Source organism: Niveibacterium umoris (genome assembly GCF_014197015.1).
GTDB lineage: Bacteria > Pseudomonadota > Gammaproteobacteria > Burkholderiales > Rhodocyclaceae > Niveibacterium > Niveibacterium umoris.
Genome location: NZ_JACIET010000002.1, coordinates 1,401,214 through 1,424,023 on the forward strand (window position 1 = coordinate 1,401,214; position 22,810 = coordinate 1,424,023).

General features: G+C 65.1%; 21 protein-coding genes and 4 tRNA genes. 17 read left to right on the forward strand and 8 right to left on the reverse strand.

What is annotated here, in order from left to right:
* Positions 1-52 precede the first annotated feature (52 nt).
* The 3 genes from GGR36_RS18460 to accC are packed head-to-tail and all read left to right on the forward strand — an operon-like array spanning position 53 to position 3,713.
* Positions 53-1,585, forward strand: coding sequence for an acyl-CoA carboxylase subunit beta (locus GGR36_RS18460; RefSeq protein WP_183636305.1), 1,533 nt, complete (start codon positions 53-55; stop codon positions 1,583-1,585).
* Between the two features lie 21 nt (positions 1,586-1,606).
* On the forward strand, positions 1,607-1,732 hold the full coding sequence (locus tag GGR36_RS22160) for a hypothetical protein (protein WP_276510030.1): 126 nt from the start codon (positions 1,607-1,609) through the stop codon (positions 1,730-1,732).
* On the forward strand, positions 1,725-3,713 hold the full coding sequence (gene accC / locus GGR36_RS18465) for an acetyl-CoA carboxylase biotin carboxylase subunit (RefSeq protein ID WP_183636307.1): 1,989 nt from the start codon (positions 1,725-1,727) through the stop codon (positions 3,711-3,713). Before GGR36_RS22160 ends, accC begins: the two co-directional genes overlap by 8 nt.
* A 205-nt stretch (positions 3,714-3,918) precedes the next feature.
* Here the strand turns inward: accC and GGR36_RS18470 are convergent, their stop codons facing one another.
* Positions 3,919-4,395, reverse strand: a complete 477-nt coding sequence (locus GGR36_RS18470) for a VOC family protein (protein WP_183636309.1) — start codon at positions 4,393-4,395, stop codon at positions 3,919-3,921.
* Positions 4,396-4,559: 164 nt separating this feature from the next.
* Between GGR36_RS18470 and GGR36_RS18475 the strand changes: the two genes are divergently transcribed.
* From GGR36_RS18475 to GGR36_RS18485, 3 genes are all read left to right on the forward strand, one after another.
* Positions 4,560-5,453, forward strand: a complete 894-nt coding sequence (locus GGR36_RS18475; RefSeq protein ID WP_183636311.1) for an AEC family transporter — start codon at positions 4,560-4,562, stop codon at positions 5,451-5,453.
* A 148-nt stretch (positions 5,454-5,601) separates the two neighbouring features.
* Entirely contained in the window at positions 5,602-6,045 is a 444-nt protein-coding gene (locus GGR36_RS18480; RefSeq protein ID WP_183636313.1) for a cache domain-containing protein, read from the forward strand.
* 67 nt (positions 6,046-6,112) lie between these two features.
* On the forward strand, positions 6,113-7,729 hold the full coding sequence (locus tag GGR36_RS18485; RefSeq protein WP_183636315.1) for a methyl-accepting chemotaxis protein: 1,617 nt from the start codon (positions 6,113-6,115) through the stop codon (positions 7,727-7,729).
* Between the two features lie 35 nt (positions 7,730-7,764).
* Here GGR36_RS18485 and GGR36_RS18490 read toward each other — a convergent pair whose 3' ends face one another.
* From GGR36_RS18490 to GGR36_RS18520, 7 genes are all read right to left on the reverse strand, one after another.
* Complete coding sequence (locus GGR36_RS18490; protein WP_183636317.1) at positions 7,765-8,862, reverse strand: FIST N-terminal domain-containing protein; 1,098 nt, start codon at positions 8,860-8,862, stop codon at positions 7,765-7,767.
* Complete coding sequence (locus GGR36_RS18495; protein ID WP_183636319.1) at positions 8,859-9,329, reverse strand: PhaM family polyhydroxyalkanoate granule multifunctional regulatory protein; 471 nt, start codon at positions 9,327-9,329, stop codon at positions 8,859-8,861. Before GGR36_RS18495 ends, GGR36_RS18490 begins: the two co-directional genes overlap by 4 nt.
* A 75-nt stretch (positions 9,330-9,404) precedes the next feature.
* The gene (locus tag GGR36_RS18500; protein ID WP_183636321.1) at positions 9,405-10,064 is read right to left on the reverse strand and encodes a P-loop NTPase family protein; all 660 of its coding nucleotides are present in this window, start codon (positions 10,062-10,064) and stop codon (positions 9,405-9,407) included.
* A 34-nt stretch (positions 10,065-10,098) separates the two neighbouring features.
* Entirely contained in the window at positions 10,099-10,962 is an 864-nt protein-coding gene (locus tag GGR36_RS18505) for a class I SAM-dependent methyltransferase (RefSeq protein WP_183636323.1), read from the reverse strand.
* A 55-nt stretch (positions 10,963-11,017) separates the two neighbouring features.
* Positions 11,018-11,689, reverse strand: a complete 672-nt coding sequence (lepB, locus tag GGR36_RS18510; RefSeq protein WP_183636325.1) for a signal peptidase I — start codon at positions 11,687-11,689, stop codon at positions 11,018-11,020.
* 83 nt (positions 11,690-11,772) lie between these two features.
* Positions 11,773-13,656: a substrate-binding domain-containing protein gene (locus GGR36_RS18515; RefSeq protein ID WP_183636327.1), complete on the reverse strand. Its 1,884-nt coding sequence runs from the start codon at positions 13,654-13,656 to the stop codon at positions 11,773-11,775.
* Positions 13,657-13,801: 145 nt separating this feature from the next.
* Positions 13,802-17,383 carry an indolepyruvate ferredoxin oxidoreductase family protein gene (locus GGR36_RS18520; RefSeq protein WP_183636330.1) on the reverse strand — a complete coding sequence of 1,194 codons (3,582 nt, stop codon included), beginning with the start codon at positions 17,381-17,383 and terminating at the stop codon, positions 13,802-13,804.
* A gap of 326 nt (positions 17,384-17,709) precedes the next feature.
* Between GGR36_RS18520 and GGR36_RS18525 the strand changes: the two genes are divergently transcribed.
* From GGR36_RS18525 to rplL, 11 genes are all read left to right on the forward strand, one after another.
* Positions 17,710-17,794, forward strand: a tRNA-Tyr gene (locus tag GGR36_RS18525).
* A gap of 66 nt (positions 17,795-17,860) precedes the next feature.
* Positions 17,861-17,934 (forward strand) — tRNA-Gly (locus tag GGR36_RS18530).
* Positions 17,935-17,946: 12 nt separating this feature from the next.
* A tRNA-Thr gene (locus tag GGR36_RS18535) sits at positions 17,947-18,021 on the forward strand.
* 73 nt (positions 18,022-18,094) lie between these two features.
* Positions 18,095-19,285 carry an elongation factor Tu gene (gene tuf, locus GGR36_RS18540; RefSeq protein WP_183636332.1) on the forward strand — a complete coding sequence of 397 codons (1,191 nt, stop codon included), beginning with the start codon at positions 18,095-18,097 and terminating at the stop codon, positions 19,283-19,285.
* An 83-nt stretch (positions 19,286-19,368) separates the two neighbouring features.
* Positions 19,369-19,444, forward strand: a tRNA-Trp gene (locus GGR36_RS18545).
* Positions 19,445-19,470: 26 nt separating this feature from the next.
* Positions 19,471-19,824, forward strand: a complete 354-nt coding sequence (gene secE, locus GGR36_RS18550; protein WP_183636335.1) for a preprotein translocase subunit SecE — start codon at positions 19,471-19,473, stop codon at positions 19,822-19,824.
* Positions 19,821-20,354 (forward strand): transcription termination/antitermination protein NusG, encoded by a 534-nt coding sequence (gene nusG, locus GGR36_RS18555; RefSeq protein ID WP_183636338.1) that lies wholly within the window; start codon positions 19,821-19,823, stop codon positions 20,352-20,354. The genes secE and nusG overlap by 4 nt, the downstream gene beginning before the upstream one ends.
* A 113-nt stretch (positions 20,355-20,467) precedes the next feature.
* Positions 20,468-20,899: a 50S ribosomal protein L11 gene (rplK, locus tag GGR36_RS18560; RefSeq protein ID WP_183636341.1), complete on the forward strand. Its 432-nt coding sequence runs from the start codon at positions 20,468-20,470 to the stop codon at positions 20,897-20,899.
* Position 20,900: 1 nt separating this feature from the next.
* A complete protein-coding gene (gene rplA, locus GGR36_RS18565; protein WP_183636346.1) occupies positions 20,901-21,596 on the forward strand; it encodes a 50S ribosomal protein L1 in 696 nt (231 codons plus the stop codon).
* A gap of 254 nt (positions 21,597-21,850) precedes the next feature.
* Positions 21,851-22,354 (forward strand): 50S ribosomal protein L10, encoded by a 504-nt coding sequence (gene rplJ / locus GGR36_RS18570; protein ID WP_183636349.1) that lies wholly within the window; start codon positions 21,851-21,853, stop codon positions 22,352-22,354.
* Positions 22,355-22,411: 57 nt separating this feature from the next.
* Positions 22,412-22,783, forward strand: coding sequence for a 50S ribosomal protein L7/L12 (rplL, locus tag GGR36_RS18575; RefSeq protein ID WP_183636352.1), 372 nt, complete (start codon positions 22,412-22,414; stop codon positions 22,781-22,783).
* The last annotated feature ends 27 nt before the right edge of the window (positions 22,784-22,810 follow it).

Consider the following 22,810-nt stretch of genomic DNA (forward strand, 5'->3'; position numbering starts at 1 on the left):
GACGCATCGTTGCGGGCATGGCCGGCAGCGACACGACAATCGGGGGGAACACATGCACGACATCATTCGTCAGCTCGAAGAGAAGCGCGGCGCCGCGCGGCTCGGCGGCGGGCAGAAACGCATCGAGGCGCAGCACGCCAAAGGCAAGCTCACCGCGCGCGAGCGCATCGAACTGCTGCTCGACGAAGACAGCTTCGAAGAGTGGGACATGTTCAAGGAACACCGCTGCCACGATTTCGGCATGGCGGAACAAACAGTGCCCGGCGATGGTGTCGTCACCGGCTACGGCACCATCAACGGCCGCATGACCTTCGTCTTCTCGCAGGACTTCACCGTGTTCGGCGGCTCGCTGTCGGAAGCGCACGCCGAGAAGATCTGCAAGATCATGGACCACGCGATGAAGGTCGGCGCACCGGTGATCGGTCTCAATGACTCCGGCGGCGCGCGTATCCAGGAAGGGGTTGCCTCCCTGGGCGGCTACGCCGAAGTGTTCCAGCGCAATGTGCTGGCCTCCGGCGTGATCCCGCAGATCTCGCTGATCATGGGGCCATGCGCGGGCGGTGCGGTGTACTCGCCGGCGATGACCGACTTCATCTTCATGGTGAAGGACAGCTCCTACATGTTCGTCACCGGCCCCGAAGTCGTGAAGACGGTGACGCATGAAGAGGTGACTGCGGAAGAGCTGGGTGGCGCACTGACGCATTCGTCGAAGTCGGGTGTCGCGGATCGCGCCTACGAGAACGACGTCGAGGCGATCCTGATGACGCGCCGGCTGGTCGACTTCCTGCCGGCGAACAACCGCGCAGGCGTGCCGGTGCGCCCGACCACCGACAGCCCGGACCGCATGGACGATTCGCTCGACACGCTGGTGCCGGACAATCCGAACAAGCCCTACGACATGCGCGAGCTGATCATCAAGATCGTCGACGAGGGTGATTTCTTCGAGCTGCAGCCCGAGTACGCGAAGAACATCATGATCGGCTTCGCGCGCATGGAAGGCCGCACCGTCGGCATCGTCGCGAACCAGCCGTTGGTGCTGGCCGGTTGTCTCGACATCAAGAGCTCGATCAAGGCCGCACGCTTCGTGCGCTTCTGCGACGCCTTCGGCATCCCGGTCGTCACCTTCGTCGATGTGCCGGGCTTCATGCCGGGCACCACGCAGGAATACGGCGGCATCATCAAGCACGGCGCCAAGCTGCTGTACGCCTACGCCGAATGCACCGTACCGAAAGTCACCGTGATCACCCGCAAGGCCTACGGCGGTGCGTACGACGTGATGAGTTCCAAGCACCTGCGCGGCGATGTGAACTTCGCCTGGCCGAGTGCCGAGATCGCGGTGATGGGGCCGAAGGGCGCGGTCGAAATCATCTTCCGCGAAGAGAAGGGTGACCCGGCCAAGCTCGCCGCACGCGAACACGAATACCGCACCAAGTTCGCCAACCCCTTCATCGCGGGTCACCGCGGCTACATCGACGACGTGATCATGCCGCACGAGACGCGCAAGCGGATCTGCCGCTCGCTCGCGATGCTGCGCGACAAGAAGCTCGAGAACCCGTGGCGCAAGCACGGCAACATTCCGCTCTGATCGCGACGGGGAGAACCGAACATGTTTGAAAAGATCCTGATCGCGAATCGCGGGGACCAGTCGCGCAGCGACGCAGCGGCGAAGCCAAATTGCATGGTGCGCGAAGCGCACGCAGGCGAGTTCTCCGGGGAGGCACGCCATGTTTAACAAGATCCTGATTGCCAACCGCGGAGAGATCGCCTGCCGCGTCATCAAGACCGCCCGCAAGATGGGCATCAAGACCGTCGCGGTGTATTCCGAGGCGGACCGCGATGCGCGCCATGTCGAACTGGCGGACGAGGCGGTGTGCATCGGCCCGGCACCGTCGAAGGAGTCCTACCTCGTCGGTGACAAGATCATCGCCGCATGCAAGCAGACCGGCGCCCAGGCGGTACATCCGGGCTACGGCTTTCTGTCCGAGAACGAGGACTTCGCGCGCCGCGTCGAGGAAGAGGGCATCGTCTTCATCGGCCCCAAGCACTACTCGATCGCCGCCATGGGCGACAAGATCGCGTCGAAGAAGCTCGCGCTTGAAGCCAAGGTCAACACCATCCCTGGCTACAACGATGCGATCGACACGCCCGAGCAGGCGGTGAAGATTGCGCAGGGCATCGGCTACCCGGTGATGATCAAGGCCTCCGCGGGCGGCGGCGGCAAGGGCTTGCGCGTTGCCTACAACGACCAGGAGGCGCACGAGGGATTCGCCTCCTGCCGCAACGAGGCGCGCAACGCCTTTGGCGATGACCGTGTGTTCATCGAGAAATTCGTCGAGGAGCCGCGCCACATCGAGATCCAGGTGCTGGGCGACGCGCACGGCAACACGGTCTATCTGTGGGAACGCGAGTGCTCGATCCAGCGCCGGCACCAGAAGGTGATCGAAGAGGCGCCCAGCCCCTTCCTCACCGAAGAGGTTCGCCGCGCGATGGGCGAGCAGGCGGTGGCCTTGGCGAAGGCGGTGAAGTACCAGTCCGCCGGCACGGTGGAGTTCGTTGTCGGCAAGGACATGAGCTTCTACTTTCTCGAAATGAACACCCGCCTGCAGGTTGAGCACCCGGTGACCGAGATGATCACCGGCCTCGATCTGGTCGAGCAGATGCTGCGTGTGGCGGCGGGCGAGAAGCTTGCCTTCACGCAGGACGAGATCAAGCGCGACGGTTGGGCGATGGAGTGCCGCATCAACGCGGAGAACCCCTTCCGTGGCTACTTGCCATCGACAGGGCGCCTGGTGACCTACCGTCCCCCGCAGGAGATGCCGGGTATGGTGCGCGTCGACACCGGCGTCTATGAGGGCGGCGAGATCTCGATGTACTACGACTCGATGATCGCCAAGCTGATCACGCATGGCGCAAGCCGCGAGGAAGCGATCAGCCGCATGCGTTCGGCGCTCGATGCCTTCGTGATCCGCGGTGTCGCCAGCAACATTCCGCTGCAGGCGGCGCTGCTGCGCCATCCGCGCTTCCGCTCCGGCAACTTCACCACGGCCTTCATCGCCGAGGAATACCCGGGCGGCTTCACCGGCGCGCCGGCGGAAGACGCCGAACTGAGCCGGATGTCGGCCGTCGCGGCGGCGTTGTACCGGCGCACCGACATGCGCGAGACCGAGATCTCGGCGCAGTTGCCGGGCCATCCGCGCAAGGTGGGCAAGAAGTACATCGTGCAGATCCGCGACCGCTGCTTCAGCGTTGAGCTGGAAGATATCGAAGGCGGGCAGCGCGTACGCTGTGGCGATCTGAACCACACGCTGATTGGCGACTGGGTCTTCGGCGCGCCGCGCTTCGAGGGCTGGATGGACGGCGAGCCGATTGTGGTGCAGGTGCAGCGCCACGGCTGGCACTGGAAGCTGTTCCACGCCGGCATCAACGTCACCGCGCTGGTGCTGGCGCCGCGGGCGGCCGAGTTGCTTTCCTTGATGCCGCGCAAACCCCGTCCGGACCTGTCGAAGTACCTTTTGTCACCCATGCCGGGCCTCTTGACCGATCTTGCTGTTGCAGTCGGGCAGGAAGTCAAGGCAGGGGAAAGGCTCGCAGCCATCGAAGCAATGAAAATGGAGAATGTGCTGCGTGCCGAACAGGATTGTGTGGTCGCGGAGGTACTCGCCCGACAGGGCGAGAGCCTGTCGGTCGATCAACCGATCCTGCGCTTCCGATAAGCGTGCCAAGCGCCAGAGCCTGAGCTGCCGACAGAGCGGCCGGGTCACCAAAGGATCAAGGGGGAGGGGAGCCTGCAGTTGGGCTCCCTCTTTTGGGAGGGGCCGGCTTTACCGCCGGTCCCCCATTTTTACTGCAGCGTAGTGCGTACCCCCTTAAGGGAACGGCCGCCTCCGGGCGGCCGTTCTCATTGATGCGCCCCAGCAATCAACGACCGGCCAGGGCATCGAAGGCTGCAACCACTTCGGCCGGTGCCTGCACCAGTTCGATCAGCACGCCTTCGCCGCCATAGGGTGTCGCTTCGTTGCCCTTGGGGTGGATGAACGTGATGTCGAAGCCGGCCGCGCCCTTGCGGATGCCCCCCGGCGTGAAACGTACGCCCTGTGCGCCCAGCCACTCGACCGCCTTGGGCAGATCGTCGATCCACAAGCCAATGTGGTTCAGTGGCGGCTCGTCGACGCGCGGCTTTTTCTCCGGGTCGAGCGGCTGCATCAGGTCGACTTCGCAGCGCGCGACCCCGAGGCCCATCACGAAGATGTCCTCATCCACGTTTTCGCGCTCTGAGCGGAAGTCGCCGGTCTTTTCCAGACCGAACAGGGTGCCCCACAGGTGCGCGAGGCGGGATTTGTCGGCGCCCCCGATGGCGATCTGCTGGATGCCGAGGACGCGGAACGGACGGCTCATGACACTCTCCTGGCTGACAAACCGTGTCAGCTTAACGCCGGCGGCTTACGCCGACCCAACCGAGGTCAAGCATGCGGCGCATTAGCCCTGCCGGGCGGCACCGCGCAGACCCAGGGTGATGATGACGGTTGCCGTCCCCCGTGCTCCCGCGAGAGCATTGCGGCATGGATGGCCTGCGCCTGCTCGCTCCCGACTTTGCCCTGATCGTGCTCGGCGCGGCCCTGCGTCGCGCGCCCGGATTTTCGGCCGGGTTCTGGGCCGGGCTGGAGCAGTTGATCTACTTCGTGCTGTTCCCCGCGTTGCTGTTCAACGCACTGGTGCGCACGCCGATCGACTTGGTGAGCACCTTGCCGCTGGCCGGGGCCGGGCTGATCGCGATGGCGGGCGGCATCGCGCTCTCGCTGCTGGCCGCCAGGAGCGGGGGCGCAGCGCCGCTCGAAGCGGCCTCGCGCGCGCAGTGTGGCTTTCGCTTCAATACCTACATCGGGCTGGCCGCCGCGGCCAGTGCACAGGGCCCAGCCGGTGTCGCGACGATGGGGCTGCTGTGCGGCCTGATGGTGCCGCTCGCGAACGCCGCATCGGTTGTGCTGCTGGCTCGCCATGGCTCGACGCGGCTGCTGCCCGAACTCGCGCGCAATCCCCTGATCCTCGCCACGCTCGGCGGAATCGCTTTCAATCTGTCGGGTTACGCGCTGCCGCAGGTCGCCGGCGCCTGGCTGGGGCGACTCGCGCAAGCGGCGGTCCCGATGGGGTTGCTCGCCGTAGGTGCCGCGCTGCGGTTGCGCGGTGCGCAGGTCGCGCCGCTGCCGGCTGCTGCAGTGCTTGGCGTGAAGCTGGTCGCTGTGCCGGTGCTGGCATGGTGGGCCGCGACCCTGCTGGGCGTGACCGGGATGCCGCGGCTGATCCTGGTGCTATGGGGCGGGCTCCCCTCCGCGTCGTCGGCCTACATCCTCGCGGTGCGTATGGGCGGAGACGCGGCCAGTGTGGCCTGGCTCATTTCGGTGTCGACCTTGCTCGCCATGGCGACACTGCCGGTGCTGATGACTTTTGCGGCCTGAGCAGCAGGAAACCAGTCGCCGTGCGCGATCCCCGCCCCGGCCGGGCTCAAGTCGCCGCGTCAGGGGCCGTTAACTTTCGATGTGTCTGCGGGGCGCATCGTGGGCGATGCGCAAGCCAGTCAGGCAAGCCTAAACGGGGGACCGAACCATGCGGGGTTTGACACTGTTGCTGCTGTGTGCGCTGAGCTTTCCGGCTGGCGCAGAAGAGTTCGCGACCAAGGCTGACGCAACGGCCCTGGTCGGCAAGGTGATCGTCGCGCTCAAGGCAGACAAGCAGAAGGCGCTGGACGAAATCACCGCCAAGGACGCCAAGTGGATCGACCGCGACCTCTACCCGACCGTGATGTCGCTTGAAGGCAAGGTGCTGGCCCATGGGCAGAACGCCAAGATGGTCGGCAAGGATCTGCTCGAATTCAAGGATCCCGATGGCAAGGCCTTCTACAAGGAGCGCATGGACCTCGCCAAGAGCAAGGGCAAGTTCTGGCAGGACTACAAGTTCACCGATCCGGTGACGAAGAAGGTGCTGCCGAAGGAAGCCTACTGCGAGAAGCTCGGCGACATGGTCGTCTGCGCCGGGGTCTACAAGCGCTGAACAAGTCCGTTTGCGGCGCGCCTGGCGGCTGCCGGGCCGCCTTGCCATTGCCGGGAGGTTCGCTGCCATGCGTTTGCTGCACAAGATCCTGATCGGGCCCGCCGTTGCCATCGCGCTGATGCTGGTGCTGGGGGTGGCGGACTACCGCAACCAGGTGGAATCCGAGGCGCGACTGGAGCAGATCGTGACTGGCCCGATGGCGCGGATCCAGGCCGTCAAGCAGATTGAAGCCGATCTGCTGGGCCTGCACGCAGACCTCTACCGGCTGTTTACCTGGCTCGCATCGGCCGACGAAAAGAAGGTCGCTGCCGAAATGCAGCGCAACGGCGAACGGATGAAGAAACTCGCCGCCGCCGTGGACCGTTTCGGTCAGGCGCCTGAACTGACGGCGGCAGATCGCAAGGCGATTGGCGCGCTGGCGGGGTCGCTGAAGAAGTACCAGAAGAGTGCCGAGACCGCGATCGATATGGGCACGACGGATCAGGCGATGGGGCTCTCGGGCATGCAGACCGCGGACGACGCATTCCGCGATGCGAGTGCTGCGGTGGCGGAGCTGGCCGCAGGCGAAGTCCGGCGTGGCAACGACAGTCTGGTCACCGCGCGCCAGGCCACGCAGCGCGCAACCACCGCCGCACTGGCCCTGCTTTTTCTTGCCGTGGTGCTGTCGCTGGTAGCCAGCGTCTATGTGGCGCGCTCGCTGGTCAATCGCACAATCGACACGATGCACGCGGCGCGCAAGATCGCCGACGGCGATCTCACGTCGCCGATCGGCATCAGCAGCAACGATGAGCTTTCGCGGCTGCAGCAGGCGCTCGCCCAGATGCAGGACGGCCTGCACCAGATGGTCGGCCGCATCGCGGACAACGCGACCCGCATAGCCGATGCGGCGGGTGAGGTCGATGGTTCGTCGGCCACCGTCAGTCGCGGGGTGGCCCAGCAGAGCGAGGCGCTGGGCAGCACGGCCGCGTCGGTCGAGCAGATGACGGTGAGCATCGCGCAGGTGTCGGACCATGCGCTGGAGGCCCGCAAGCTGGCCGAGGACACCTCGCGCATCGCCCAGCAATGCCGCAAGGGTGTCATGGAGGCGGCGCAGGAGGTCGGCCAGATCGCCGAGACGGTGAACGGCACGATGGTGGCGATGGTTGCGCTCAACGAGAGTTCGCAGCAGATCGGCAACGTCGCTGCGGCGATCCGTGAGATCGCCGACCAGACCAACCTGCTCGCGCTCAATGCCGCAATCGAGGCGGCGCGCGCAGGCGAGCAGGGGCGCGGGTTCGCAGTGGTGGCGGACGAGGTGCGCAAGCTCGCCGAGAAGACCGGCACCGCGACGAACGAGATCAAGAGCACGATCGCCTTGATCCAGCAGCAGGCGCAGCGCGCCCATGACGAGCTCAAGCATGCGAGCGAGCGCGTGGCCACCGGTGTGCAGACCGTCGAGGCGCTGCAGGCGCCGCTCGCCGGCCTCGATGAGGGGGCTTCACATGCACACGATGGTCTCGTCGAACTGAGCGACGCGGCAGGGGAGCAGGCCCAGGCAAGCGAGCAGATCGCGAAGAACGTCGAGCGCATTGCAAGCATGAGCGAGGACAACCGTTCGGCGGCCGAGCGCGGCACGGCGATCGCGCACACGCTCGCCGGCCTGTCGCGCGATCTCCAGTCCGCCGCCGCCCACTTCAAGGTATAGGCCCGCGCCGCCGTGGCGGGGCGCGGCGGCATGCTTCAGCAGAACAGCGTCAGCACGCCGGTATAGCCGTAGAGGCGTGCGCCGAGCAGCTCGCCGGAAGCGAAAAAGCCGGTAAGCGGAATGTCGCCAAACACGCGCTGGATGGCTTCCACTTCGCTGTCGTCACGCTCGAACAGCGAGCCGCCGCGGCCGGTGCAGCTGACGTAGAGGGCCGCCATCGGCGGCGCCGGGCAGCGTTCGCGCAGACGCAGCAGCATGTCGTCGAGATCGAGCGCGGCCGATTCGGCGTCGCGCCGCACAAAGAACACCTGCTGGCCTTCCTCGGCGAGGTCGTCGATCGCGAGTCGCCCGCCGTTGGGGTCGATGCCGATGACGTGGCGCACGGTGTAGTGCGACGGGTCCTCGTCGTCGGCCAGCGCCAGTTGCACGCCCCGCGCGGCACGCCGCAGGTCGTCGCGATACAGCGGGTTCACCACGTCGCGGAACACCGCGATGGCGCGCCGTCCGTCGAGGCGGCCGATCAGGTTGTCTTCGACTTCGGTGGCGACGCGCGCCGGGCCGAGCTGGCGGCAGCCCTGCGACAACTCGCCGACCAGCGCCACGCTGCGATCAAAGGCGACGCCGCAGATGCCGCCGGCGAAGATGTCGTCCGCCAGCAGCAGCGCGCCATCGCGCCCGCTTGCCATGCCGCCGGAAAGGTGCAGGCCGCCGAGTTTGCCGGCCATGTCGCGCACGAGATCAGGCATGTCGGGTGTGGCCGGGTCGGCGTGGCAGATCGCCGAGTGTGCAGCGAACTCGCGCTGCGGCGGCAGCGGCGTACGGCCCGAGAAGATGCGGAAACTGGTTTCCGGAAGGCGGGCCACCATCAGGCTCAGGCCGGGTGCATCCAACTGGGCGCCTTCCCGTCCGATCAGGCCGATCGCGCTGGCGCCGATCCAATGGGCTACACCGGTGCGGGCGCGCAGGGCCTGCAGGATCGTTGCGGCCTCGGCATTGAAATGGTCGGACCAGTACAGGAAGCCCAGATTCGCGCCGGCCGGCAGGGAAAAACGTGCGAGGCAGGCATCGAGGGCGACATGCCAGTCGACCGCGAGCGCAAAGCCGCTCGCGAAGCGGCTGGCAGCGTGGTTCACGGCTTGTCGGCGGTGCGCCGGGCGCGGCCCTTGCGCGGCGCCTGGCTGGCTTCTTCGGGCGGCGTTTCTTCCGCTTGGCGCGCGGTCTGGACGAGATTCCAGGGCCACAGCGATGCCGGGTTGAACGGGTTGCTCTGCTGCGCCTGCGGCGCTTCGCCGGCCGGCGCCTCGGCCGTGGCCTGCTCCGCGCGACTCGATGCAGCTGCCGCAGCGGCGCGTGCGCTATCGCTCATCGCCTGCATCGCCGCCAGCGTGGCGCGCTGCATTTCAAGGCCCTGGATCGTGGTCTGCAACATGCTCAGATTCATCTTCAGCCAGCCTTCGACCGCTTTCATGTCGGTGATGCGCTTTTCCAGCTCGCCGACGTCCAGCGTCGGGGCGACCATGCCGGGCAGGGCGAAGCCCATCTGGCCCCACAGGTTCTTCATGAACTCCAGCGGATCCTGCATCGTGTGTTCGCTGCTCATCGCATGCTCCGGTTGGCTGTATCCCTGTGCCCGATCATAGCCCAGCGGTGTTTCGGCTGCCGATTCGGGTGTCGCTCATTCCTCGTCGCCGCTGGCGGCGGCCAGTTCAAGGGCGCTGGCGACGTCTTCCTGCGGGTCTTCGAAGATCGCGAGGATCTGTTTGGCGAGCGCACGCGCGCTGTTGTTCAGCTGCGCCGGCAATTCGTCGGGAATACGTTCCTGCAGCAGCAGCTTGGAGGACGATAGCGCGAAGAACGGCGGCAGGATGCGCTCGCGGAACTCGAGCGGCAGCGTGTCGATCAGGCGCGTCGCGGCGTCGAGCTGGAAACGGTTGCGTGGCCACTGCGACGGCAGGGCCCAGGCCTTGGGCAAGAGATCGAGGTCGCGCATGACGGTGCGCAAGTCTTCTTCCGAGTCGCGGAAGGGCAGCAGGACGACGTCGGACATCTGGTAGAGCGTGATGTCGGTGATCGTACGGTTGGCGCCGCCATCGAGCACGCCGATCCAGCTCTTGAGCTCGCGCAGCTTCTCGACCACCTTGTTGCGGGCCACCGGCGAGCGTGCGTCGGCGATCACGTAACGGCGCCCGGCCGGCGAGAGGGGCTCGCGGTCCTCGTCGGTCATCACACAGGCGGTGCGCCGCCCGAGCAAGGTGAAACCGTGGCTCAGCGTGTGGGAGAGCGTGGTTTTGCCGGTGCCGCCCTTGTTGCCGATGATGGAGATGATTTCTGCCATGGTGGATCTGTCTCCCGGTCGCTGGCGCTCTGGCTCAGCGGGCTGTTGTCGGAATCGGATGTGGCTTCTTTTCGCGCCGCCGCGTGGCCCAGATCAGGCGCTGGCGGGGTACGTCTCCCTCTTTAACGGCACCGATCGTGTAACAGTAAAGGTTTGTTTTTCGGCGGTCGTTCACCGGGAGTACGCCGTCGGCTTCGACGCCCGGCACCGCGAAGGAATTGCTCACCAGCACGGCGCCGGGGCGCATTTCGGCGCAGGCCTTGTCCCACACCTCCGCCATCGGTACCGGCGAGAGGAAGGCATACACCACGTCGTAAGCGGACCAATCGGCCGCGAAGAAGTCGCCGCGCGCCAGCCGGGCATTGGCCTGTTTGCGCGCCAGCCAGGTCGCCAGTGCAGCGGGTGCGGGGGCGGCTTCGATGCCGGTGACTTCGGCGTCCGGCCGCAAGCGGGCGAAGGCCCGCACGAAGCTGCCGGTACCGCTGCCGATGTCGAGCACCTTCAGCGGGCCGGCCGGCAGGGCATCCGCCAGTGTTGCGACGGTGCGGCGGTTGGAGAGGAACAAGGGCACCTGGGTGCGGAAGCTGGTCCAGTAGACCAGCGCCAGCAGCACGAAGGCCAAGGCCCAGAGCCAGCGCGGCAGGCCAAGGCCGCTGGCGAGCAGCACGGTGGGCAGGAACACCAGATGTAGCGGCAGCCACCAGCGGTCGGCGCGCATCAGTGCGGCGGCGAGCGCGGCAAAGATGCCCTGCAGCCCCGCCAGGGCCAGCAGCGAGAAGCCGTAGAGGACACCCATCCTGGCAAAGAGGGCCACCACGCAGGCTCCCAGCAATTGGGCGACGAGCGCTCGCGTGGCGGGGAAGTGCGCAGGCGATCGGGCGTAAGGGGCATCGGGCATGGGGCGAAAAGTGCCCCAATTGCCACCCGCTAGGCAAGCCGTATCGGCGCGGCGCTCAGTTCAGCGAGAGCCCGAAGCGCTCGAAGCGCGGCGCCCAGTTCTCGAGAAAGGCCGCCGACACCAGCACGCGTTCGGCGCGGCCGATGAGCTTGTCGCGCGGCACGAAGCCGAAGTAGCGCGAGTCCCCGCTGTTGTCGCGGTTGTCGCCGAGCATCAGGTATTCGTCTGCGGGCACGGTCACCGGCCCGAAATCGCGGATCGCATGTGCCGCGGGCAGCCATTGCACCGCATGGCTGTGCCCCGCGAGGTCTTCGGTGCTGCGCAGCGCGGTGGTGCGCGATGCGCCCGGCAGCATCGGTTCGTCACCCGCTTGCGGCGCAGCGTAGCCCAATTGTTTCTCGTTGATCCACAGCATGCCGCCGCGCATTTCCACCCTGTCGCCCGGCAGGCCGACGACGCGTTTGATGAGTCGGGTGCCGTCGTGCGGCGAGAAGAAGGTCACCACGTCGCCGCGCTGCGGCGCGTTGCGATGCGCGAGGACGATGTCGGTGAGCGGGACCTTGAGGTCGTAGGCGAGCCGGTTCACGAGCACCACATCGCCCTCGAGCAGGGTCGGGCGCATCGAGCCGGAGGGAATCGGGTTCCAGTCCGCCACCGCGGTGCGGAACAGGCCAAGCAGCAGCATGAAGGCGATGAAGCCGCGGTTGTCTCTGAGCAGTTGCTGCATTGGGTTGTCCCCTGGGTCGTCGATGGTCCTGCTTCGATATGCGCAGACCCTGCCGGTTCCGGGGTTTTTTTAGCGGGTTTGTATCAGGGCGCCGGCGCAGCGGACTCCGGCGCGAACCACAGTACCTTGCGGCTCAATGGCGTGGCGGCCGGCAGGAGCGGGTTGCCCAGCTCGAAGATGCGTCGGTTCGCCAGCCGCGCACGCTGGATGGCTTCGCCATGTTCCTGCTGGAACATGCGCTCGAACGTTCCGTCGCGCAGGCAACGTTCGAGCCCGGATTCGATTGCCTCGGCGAGCGCGCTGTTGTCTGCGCGGACGAAGTAGTAGATCGCCGTCGGGTAGTGGATCGCGAGCGTCGGTTCGACCACCAGATCATCGGCCGCACCATCGACGGCTTCATGCCAGATTTCCGGCAGCGCGCGCGGGAACCAGTCGAAGCGGCGCGCCGCCAGCATCTTCGCCAGTCGCGGCGCATCGACGCCGGGCGTCACCGCAAAGCCCTGCGCCTTTAGGATCCCGAGGTCAGGCCAGTCGAAGCCCTGGCCGGCCTCGATCTGCTTCAGGTCGGACAGCGTTCGCACCGCCTCGAAGCGTGCCAGCGAGTCGCGTCGCACCAGCGGTATCCGCCAGCCGAACAGGCCCTTGTCGATGGGGATGCGCACCGGCCGGTAGGCGGCCTCGCGCTCGATCGACGTCATGCTCCAGGTCACACTCAGCGAGCCGGTGTCGAGTTCGGTAAAGGCGCGGCTCTGCGTCATCGCGTAGCGCGAAGGCCGCATCAGGTAGCGCACGCCCGCGGCATCCAGCGCGTGCTGCAGGAGGTGGATCGGGTAGTCGGCGCGGTGATCGCCAATCACCTCAGGGTGCGGAAATTCAACGATCAGGCGGGTGTCGTCGGCGCGCGGCGGACGACGCCACTCGGCGGCGTACGCGAGTTTGAAAGGCTCACGGTTTTCGCGGCTACGCGCCGCAAGGCTCGCAGCGTCGAGCACCAACGGGCGGCTGGAAGGGTCCGCCTGGGCTGCGCCCGCGAAGGCGCGATGCAGGGCATCGGCGATCTGCCAGCCCTGCAGATCAAGGGGCTCTGCAATGGTTGCGATCTGCGCGGACTTCTGCCCCGAAATCCGCGCGAGGGCGCTCGCCGAGCCGTCGCCGGCCGCGATGTTGCGGATATCGCGCCGCCGGATCTCCATCAGCGGGGCGTTGATATGGTCGAAGTAGATGTCGTTGATGGCGATCGTGTGGGTCCAGCGGCGTCCGAACTGCGCCCCGAGGCGTCGCACCAATGGGGGCATGGATTGGGCCGCCGCCGCGATCGGCACGTCCTCGGTGCTCAGTACGTCGCAGCGCGCGCACTCGGCGAGCATCGCGCTCAGGTTTGCGATCTTGCGGTTCGAGACGGCAAACCGGCTGTCGCCGATCAGCACGACACCGATCCGTTCGCTTGAGTTGTTGATGGTGTAGTCCACCACGCTGCGGGCGACGTCGTAGGTGGCGGTGGCAATGTTGGCAAGGAGCCCGTCGGTCGGCCCCGGCTCGGCTGCTGCATGCCAGCCGACCACCGGCAGGTGCCAGCGCGCGGCGACGGCCAGCAGGTCGCTGACCTGAGCGGCGTCGGCACCGACCAGCACGATGCCGTCGATGTCCTGCTGGATCGACTGTTTGAGGTGCTGGCGGATCTGGCGTGGATCTCCTTCGCCGTTGAATATGAAAAGCTCCCAGCCGAGTACCCGCGCGGCAGCCTCGAACTCGCGGTAGACACCGACGATGCCGCCATTGCGCATGTCGGCCATGATGACGGCGATGTGCTTGCCGCTTTGCGCCAGCGGGCCATCAGCCGTTGGCGCCGACGCCGGGGCCGCGGCTATCGGCGCATTCTCTGCGCACGTGCCGGGGGTGCAGAACGCGGCGGCAAGCGCGGTGACGCAGATGAGGAAGCGGATGAGGTGACCCTGTGCGCCCGGCATTTCCCTCCTCCGTCATGAAAAGGCCGCGTGCGTGCCCGGCCCGCGCGCGGTTTGGGCGCTGCGCGATCCGCATGATTCAGTCTAGGAGAAATGCGCAGGGGAATCGCGGGCGCAGTAAGCCTTCCCGCAATTCCCCTGCGCTACGTCAGGCGGCCTCGACGGCCTTCAGCGCGGGCTTGCCGCCGGTGGCGAATTGCGTCCAGCGCAGCCACAGTGCGTCACGCTCGCGTGCGGTTTCGGCGTGGTTGCGATCCTTGATGTACCCGAAGCCGCGGATCTTCTCCGGCAGGCCCGCGATCTGCACCGCCAGATCGAGCTTGTCGGCGCTGAGCTGGCTGGCGAGTCGAGCGATGTCGCCCTCGTATTCGGCAATCAGCGCGCGCTCCATGCGGCGTTCGCGGGTGTAGCCGAACACATCGAGGCGGCCACCGCGCAGCACCTTGAGTTTTGCGAGGTACTTGAAGGCGGTAAGCACCCAGTCGCCGTACTCGATCTTGCGGATCTTGCCGGTCGCCGGATCTGGCTTGGCCCACAGCGGCGGCGCCAGATGCAGCTTGATGCGGTAGTCGCCGTCGAAGGTGTTGCCGACGCGTTCGAGGAAGGCCGGGTCGGTGTAAAGCCGCGCGACTTCGTACTCATCCTTGTAGCTCATCAGCTTGGCGAGGTTGCGCGCCACGGTTTCTGTCAGTCGGGTGCTGCCGAAAGGGGACTCTGCACGCCGCACCGCCTCGACCTGCTGCCGGTAGCGCTCGGCCCAGGCGGCGTCCTGATAGGCAGTCAGGAAGGCCACGCGCGAAGCGACCAGCTCGTCGAGCGTTTGCGCCGGCTTGAGCGGGATCACAGGGGCCGGCGAGGCGATGCGCTCGACGGCAGCGCGGTCGTGCGCGGCGCGGCGGCCCCAGGTGAGGGCGGCCTTGTTCATCTCGACTGCGACGCCGTTCATCTCGATGGCGCGCATCAACGCTCCCTCCGACACCGGCACCAAGCCGCGCTGCCAGGCATAGCCGAGCAGGAACAGGTTGGTCGCGATCGCGTCACCCATCAACGCGGTGGCAAGTTTCTGCGCGTCGAGGAAGTCCACCGCCGCGGGGCCGACGGCATCGGTGATCGCACCCTGCATCTTGTCGAGCGGGAACTGCCAGTCCGGGTTGTGCGCGAACTCGGAGGTCGGCGATTCGGCGCAGTTCACCACCGCGCGGGTCTTGCCCAGCGCCATCTTCGCGAGTGCTTCGTTCGAGGCGGACACGATCACATCGCCCCCGATCACCGCGTTGGCTTCGCCGGCCGCCACGCGCACCGCGTGCAGGTCTTCGGGCCGGTTGGCGATCCGCACATGCGAATACACCGAGCCGCCCTTCTGCGCGAGGCCGGTCATATCGAGCACGGTGACGCCCTTGCCGTCGATGTGCGCGGCCATGCCGATCAGCGCGCCGATGGTGACGACGCCGGTGCCGCCCACGCCGGTAATCAGGATGCCGAACGGCTGCGTGGTGTCCGGCAACTGCGGTGCAGGCACCGCGAAGGCTTCTGCAGTCTGGCCGTTGAGCGCGCGGCCGCGCCGCACCTTGCCACCCTCGATGGTGACGAAGCTGGGGCAGAAACCGTTGAGGCAGGAGTAGTCCTTGTTGCAGGCCGACTGGTCGATCGCGCGCTTGCGACCGAACTCGGTCTCGACCGGCACGATCGCCATGCAGTTGGACTGCACGCCGCAGTCGCCGCAGCCTTCGCACACCGACTCGTTGATGAAGGCGCGGCGCTGCGGATCGGGGAAGCTGCCGCGCTTCCTCCGGCGGCGCTTCTCGGCGGCGCAGGTCTGGTCGTAGATGATGGCCGAGACGCCCGGCAATTCGCGGAACTCGCGCTGCACGGCATCCATTTCGTCGCGGTGGCGTACCGGCACATGATCGAGGTCGCCGGGGCCGTAGGCGCGCTCGGTGCCGTCGGTGACGATCACCAGGTTGTGCACGCCTTCGGCCTTGAGCTGGGCGACCAGCATCGGCACAGTGAGCACGCCGTCGACCGGCTGGCCGCCGGTCATCGCGACCGCGTCGTTGTAGAGGATCTTGTAGGTGATGCCGGGCGCTTTCTCGTTGCCGAGGGCGGCGCGTTGCAGCGCCGCCACGGACTGGCGCACCGCCAGCAGGCCGGAGTGGAAGTAGGTGCCGTCGCCGAGGTTGGCGAACACATGGCGCGTGTTGGTGAAGGGCGCCTGACCGACCCAGGTGACGCCCTCGCCGCCCATGTGGGTGAAGGTGGTCGTGTTGCGGCCGTGCATCCAGGTGACCATGTAGTGGCAGCCGATGCCGCCGACCGCGCGCGAGCCTTCGGGCACCTTGGTCGAGGTGTTGTGCGGGCAACCGGGGCAGAAGGTCGGCACACGATCGATCGAGAACACCTTCTTCGCCAGCGCCTGTTCCTTCGCTTCAAGGAAGGCGAGGCGCGCCTTGATGCGGTCCGAGGTGTGAAAGCGCGCGATGCGGCTGGCGATGGCGCGGGCGATCATTGCGGGGGTCAGCTCCCCGGCCGCGGGCAGCAGCCAGTCGCCGTGCCAGACCTTGCCCTGGCCGCCGACCTCGAAGGCCCACTCACCCTTTTCGTCGAACTTACCGACCACACGCGGGCGCACATCTTCGCGCCAGTTGTAGAGCTCTTCCTTGAGCTGGTATTCGAGCAGCTGGCGCTTCTCTTCAACGACCAGGATTTCGTCCAGCCCTTCGGCAAACTGGCGCAGGCCTTCACACTCGAGCGGCCAGACCATGCCGACCTTGTAGAGCCGAATACCGATCTCGGCGGCGAGCCGCTCGTCGATGCCGAGGTCATCCAGTGCCTGGCGCACATCGAGGTAAGCCTTGCCCGAGGTAATGATGCCAAGTTTGGGCTGCGGCGAATCGATCACGATGCGGTTGAGCCCGTTGGCGCGGCAGTAAGCAAGTGCGGCGTACAGCTTGTAGTGCAGCAGGCGCTTTTCCTGCACCAGCGGTGGGTCAGGCCAGCGGATGTTCAGACCGTCCGGCGGTAGTGTGAAATCGCTCGGGATCTTCACTTGCACGCGGTGCGGGTCGATGTCCACGGACGCCGAGGTTTCCACCGTATCCGCGAGCGCCTTGAACGCGACCCAGCAGCCCGAATAGCGCGAGAGCGCCCAGCCATGGACGCCGAAATCGAGGTACTCCTGCACCCCCGCCGGCGCCAGCACCGGCATCATCATCGACTTGAAGAAGTGGTCGGTCTGGTGCGGCAGCGTCGAGGATTTGGCGGCATGATCGTCGCCGGCGATCACCAGCACGCCCCCCTTGGGGCTGGTGCCGGCGGCGTTGGCGTGGCGGAACACGTCGCCGGAGCGATCGACGCCCGGCCCCTTGCCGTACCACATCGAGAACACCCCGTCGTACTTCGCGCCGGGGTAAAGATTGACTTGCTGAGTGCCCCACACGGCGGTTGCGGCGAGGTCCTCATTGACACCCGGTTGGAAAACAATCTCGTGCGACTTCAGGTGCGACTTGGCTTTCCACAGCGTTTGGTCGAGGCCGCCAAGCGGAGAACCGCGATATCCCGAGACGAAGCCGGCGCTGTTGATCCCGGCGGCGCGGTCACGTTCCTTCTGGATCATCAGCAGGCGCACCAGCGCCTGATAGCCGGTCATGAAAACTCGACCGGATTCGATCTCGTACTTGTCTTCCAGGCTCACCGCGCGCGCGGCGGCGTGGCCGGACGTTACTTCCGTCATGGGGCGTCTCCTCAACAAAAATTGTGTTTTTGTGCTGCCGGGCGATGCCTCCTTTTGGGCGGATCGCCTTGCGCTCGGCTCGAAACGTCGACGCCGGACGCGGATTGTCAGTGCCGGCGCCCAACGCTGCGCCGCCGCAATGTCAGCCCTGCGACAGTTACTGGTTTCTCCTCAGAGCAAGTCGTTGATGCACTATAGAAATGCGTACCACCAGACCGCCAGTGCGAAGCGATCGGAACACCGTTCGGGCTCCGATTTGCAGATCGAACTGCAAATTCGGGTTGACAGGATTTGTCTGGCTCTCTAAAGTAGTTGGCTTCGCACGGGGAGGGGTTCCCGAGCGGTCAAAGGGATCAGACTGTAAATCTGACGGCTCTGCCTTCGAAGGTTCGAATCCTTCCCCCTCCACCAAGCAATTTGATTCAAGTTCCGTTGCCGGCTGCGGCGGCGGGATGGGCGGCTAAAAGGTGTCGGCCTGCGGGTGTAGCTCAATGGTAGAGCAGAAGCCTTCCAAGCTTATGACGAGGGTTCGATTCCCTTCACCCGCTCCAGGTTGTAGCAGTGCCCTTGTAGCTCAGTGGTAGAGCACTCCCTTGGTAAGGGAGAGGCCACGTGTTCAATCCACGTCAAGGGCACCATTCTTTTGTTTCGGCTCGGTGTTGCGGCTGATAGCGCTCTCCGGGTTTTTATTCTGACTTCTGGGGTAGTGACATGGCCAAGGAAAAATTCGAGCGGACGAAACCGCACGTGAACGTCGGCACCATCGGTCACGTTGACCATGGCAAGACCACGCTGACTGCAGCGATCACCACTGTGCTGGCAGCCAAGTTCGGCGGCGCAGCCAAGGCGTACGACCAGATCGACGCAGCGCCGGAAGAAAAGGCGCGCGGCATCACCATCAACACCGCGCACGTTGAGTACGAGACGGCCAACCGTCACTACGCGCACGTTGATTGCCCGGGTCACGCTGACTACGTCAAGAACATGATTACCGGTGCCGCCCAGATGGACGGCGCGATCCTGGTCTGCTCGGCTGCTGACGGCCCGATGCCACAAACGCGTGAGCACATCCTGCTCGCCCGTCAGGTCGGTGTGCCGTACATCATCGTCTTCCTGAACAAGTGCGACATGGTCGACGACGCCGAACTGCTCGAGCTCGTCGAAATGGAAGTGCGCGAGCTGCTCTCGAAGTACGAATTCCCTGGCGACGATGTGCCCATCGTCAAGGGTTCGGCCCTCAAGGCCCTCGAAGGCGACAAGGGTGAGCTGGGCGAAGGCGCCATCATGGCCCTGGCCGATGCGCTCGACTCCTACATTCCGACGCCGGAGCGCGCGATCGACAAGCCCTTCCTGCTGCCGATCGAAGACGTGTTCTCGATCTCGGGTCGCGGCACCGTCGTGACGGGTCGTGTCGAGCGTGGCGTGGTCAAGGTCGGCGAAGAAATCGAAATCGTCGGTATCAAGCCCACCGTCAAGACCACCTGTACGGGCGTGGAAATGTTCCGCAAGCTGCTCGACCAGGGTCAGGCAGGCGACAACGTCGGCGTGCTGCTGCGCGGCACCAAGCGTGAAGACGTCGAGCGTGGTCAGGTGCTGGCCAAGCCGGGTTCGATCACCCCGCACACCCACTTCACCGGTGAAGTGTATGTGCTGAGCAAGGACGAAGGCGGTCGCCACACCCCGTTCTTCAACAACTACCGTCCGCAGTTCTACTTCCGCACGACCGACGTGACCGGTTCGATCTCGCTGCCCGAAGGCACCGAGATGGTCATGCCGGGCGACAACGTGTCGATCACCGTCAAGCTGATCGCCCCGATCGCCATGGAAGAAGGTCTGCGCTTCGCGATCCGCGAAGGTGGCCGCACCGTTGGTGCCGGCGTCGTCGCGAAGATCATCGAGTAATATCAGTGTCCGAGTGAGCGCCCGGTCATCCGGGCGCTTGCAACAAGCGCCGGTCTTCGCCGGCGCTTTGTAGTCTCTGCTGCAGGGGTATAGCTCAATTGGCAGAGCGTCGGTCTCCAAAACCGAAGGTTGGGGGTTCGATTCCCTCTGCCCCTGCCACAACGCAAAGCGGGTTAACACCACCCATGGTCGATAAAATCAAGTTTGCGCTGGCGCTGCTGCTCGTGGCTGCTGGCGTGGCTGGCTTCTACCTGCTGTCCGCGCAGCCGACAGTCCTTCGCGTGCTGGCCGTGCTGGCTGGTGTCGCTGCTGGCGTTGCCGTTGCATGGTTCACTGAGGCTGGGCGTCAGTTTGCAGCCTTCGCCTCGGATGCGATCACTGAAGTCAAGAAAGTTGTCTGGCCGACCCGCAAGGAGACGCTGCAGACGACGGGCATCGTATTCGCGTTTGTCGTGATCATGGCGTTCTTCCTCTGGGTGACTGACAAGTCGCTTGAGTGGGTGTTGTACGACCTGGTTCTCGGCTGGAGGCATTCATGAGCATGCGTTGGTACGTGGTTCATGCGTATTCCGGTTTCGAGAAGTCGGTGCAGCGCGCGCTGGTTGAGCGGATCGCGCGCGCCGGCATGCAGGACAAGTTTGGTCAGATTCTTGTTCCGGTCGAAGAAGTCATCGAGATGCGCAACGGCCAGAAGGTTACGACCGAGCGCAAGTTCTTCCCCGGCTATGTGCTGGTCGAGATGGATATGGACGATGAGTCCTGGCATCTGGTCAAGAGCACGCCTCGCGTAACCGGTTTCATTGGCGGTACCGCTAACAAGCCGACGCCGATTACGCAGAAGGAAGTCGACAAGATCCTGCAGCAGGTTCAGGAGGGGGTCGAGAAGCCCAAGCCGAAAGTGCTGTTCGAAATTGGCGAGATGGTGCGGGTCAAGGAAGGTCCGTTCGCCGACTTCAATGGCAACGTCGAGTCGGTGAATTACGAAAAGAGCCGACTGAACGTTTCGGTGACGATTTTCGGGCGCGCGACGCCGGTCGAATTGAGTTTCGGCGAAGTCGAAAAGGTTTAAGCAGTAGCGGCCCGCCTTGCGCGGGCCTTGCCTCGTCGTGCGAACGACGGAGCGTTGAGGAGCGCAAGTAGGTTCAACGAAAGCGCGCTTTCACTCATCAATCAGGAGCCATCATGGCAAAGAAAATCATCGGCTACATCAAGCTGCAAGTGCCGGCCGGCAAGGCGAATCCGTCGCCCCCAATTGGCCCGGCACTCGGTCAGCGCGGTCTGAACATCATGGAATTCTGCAAGGCCTTCAATGCCAAGACTCAGGGCATGGAAGTGGGTCTGCCGATTCCGGTCGTGATCACTGCGTTCGCGGACAAGTCCTTCACCTTCATCATGAAGACGCCGCCCGCGACGATCCTCATCAAGAAGGCTGCTGGGTTGCAAAAGGGTTCGGCCAAGCCGCACACCGACAAGGTCGGCAAGATCACCCGCGCCCAATGCGAAGAAATCGCCAAGGCAAAGATGGTCGACCTCACTGCAGCAGATCTCGAAGCTGCCGTTCGTACCATTGCTGGCTCCGCGCGCAGCATGGGCATCACCGTGGAGGGCCTCTGAGATGGCTAAGCAATCCAAGCGTCTGCAGGCTCTGCGCGCAAAGATCGACCGCAACCGCGTCTACCACGTCGCCGAAGCACTCGCGCTGGTGAAAGACACTTCGACCGCTAAGTTCGACGAGTCCGTCGATGTCGCGGTGAACCTCGGTATCGATGCCAAGAAATCGGACCAGCTGGTGCGTGGTTCGGTGGTGTTGCCTGCCGGTACCGGCAAGTCGGTGCGCGTTGCGGTTTTTGCCCAAGGCCCGAAGGCTGAGGAAGCAAAGGCTGCCGGCGCTGACGTCGTCGGTTTTGACGATCTGGCCGAGAAGGTCAAGGGCGGCAACATCGATTTCGATCTGTGTATCGCTACGCCGGATGCCATGCGTGTGGTCGGCGCGCTGGGTCAGATTCTCGGTCCGCGTGGCCTGATGCCGAACCCGAAGGTCGGCACCGTCACGATGGATGTGACCACCGCAGTGAAGAACGCCAAGGCCGGCCAGGTTCAGTACCGCACCGACAAGGCAGGCATCATTCACGCGACGATTGGCCGTGCGTCGTTCACGGTTGAGGCGCTGCAGCAGAACCTTGGCGCGCTGGTGGATGCGCTGGTCAAGGCGAAGCCGGCGGCGGTCAAGGGTCAGTACATTCGCAAGATGGCTGTGTCGAGCACGATGGGCGGCGGCGTTCGCGTCGAACCGACGAGCCTGTCGGCCTGATTTGCCGCGGCGGGCGTGTTCCGCCGCAAATGAAAGAACTTTGGGCCAAGCCACCTTCGGGTGGCTTGGATCGTCAAAGACCGCGGGCGCCCAAGATTTCGATCAAGGGCTTAATCGTGCGAACAGCCTGCGCAGACGGTGTATCCAGAACAGGATTTCGCCGGCCTCGGCCGGCACGCTCCTGATCCAGGTCGCCGTGGGTGTGGCGATCCGCAAGGGTCGCTGCGAGTTGACTTGATAGGAGGAAAGACCTCATGGGTCTGAATCTAGACGACAAGAAAGCCGTCGTAGCCGAGGTTGCAGCACAGCTGACCAACGCCCAGACCGTCGTCGTGGCGGAGTATGCAGGCATTGAGGTGACCGACGTCACCGTGCTGCGTGCGAAGGCGCGCGAAGCGGGCGTTTATCTGCGCGTGTTGAAGAACACCTTGGCGCGTCGCGCGGTGGCTGACACCGCCTTCGCCGGCCTTGCCGAGCACATGACTGGCCAGCTGATTTACAGCTTCTCGGCCGATCCTGTTGCTGCAGCCAAGGTGCTGAACGACTTCGCGAAAACCAACGACAAACTGAAGCTGAAGGCTGGCTGCTACGCGGGCAAAGTGCTCGACAAGGCCGGTGTTCAGGCGCTGGCAAGCATCCCGAGCCGCGAGGAACTTCTCGCCAAGCTGCTGGGTGTCATGAAGGCGCCGGTTTCGGGCATGGCTGTCGCGCTCGGCGCGCTCGCCAAGAAGCGCGAATCCGAAGGCGCTTCTGCCTGATCGGTCGGTCTGGTTTTCTGTACGGTTTGTACGAATCTGAATTTGGAGTTCATTCAAATGGCAATCACTAAAGAAGACATCCTGGAAGCCGTCGGTTCGATGACGGTGATGGACCTGAACGACCTCGTGAAGGCGTTCGAAGAGAAGTTCGGCGTCTCCGCCGCTGCAATGGCTGTTGCTGGCCCGGCCGCTGGCCCGGCTGCCGCGGTTGAAGAGCAGACCGAGTTCACCGTTGTCCTGGCTGCTGCCGGCGACAAGAAGGTTGAAGTCATCAAGGTCGTGCGTGCAGCGACCGGCCTGGGCCTGAAGGAAGCCAAGGACCTGGTCGACGGCGCTCCGAAGCCCGTCAAGGAAGGCATCGCCAAGGCCGACGCCGAAGCGCTGAAGAAGCAACTGGAAGACGCGGGCGCGAAGGTCGAAGTCAAGTAATCGACCTGCGAAAGCGTGGGCTGGTGA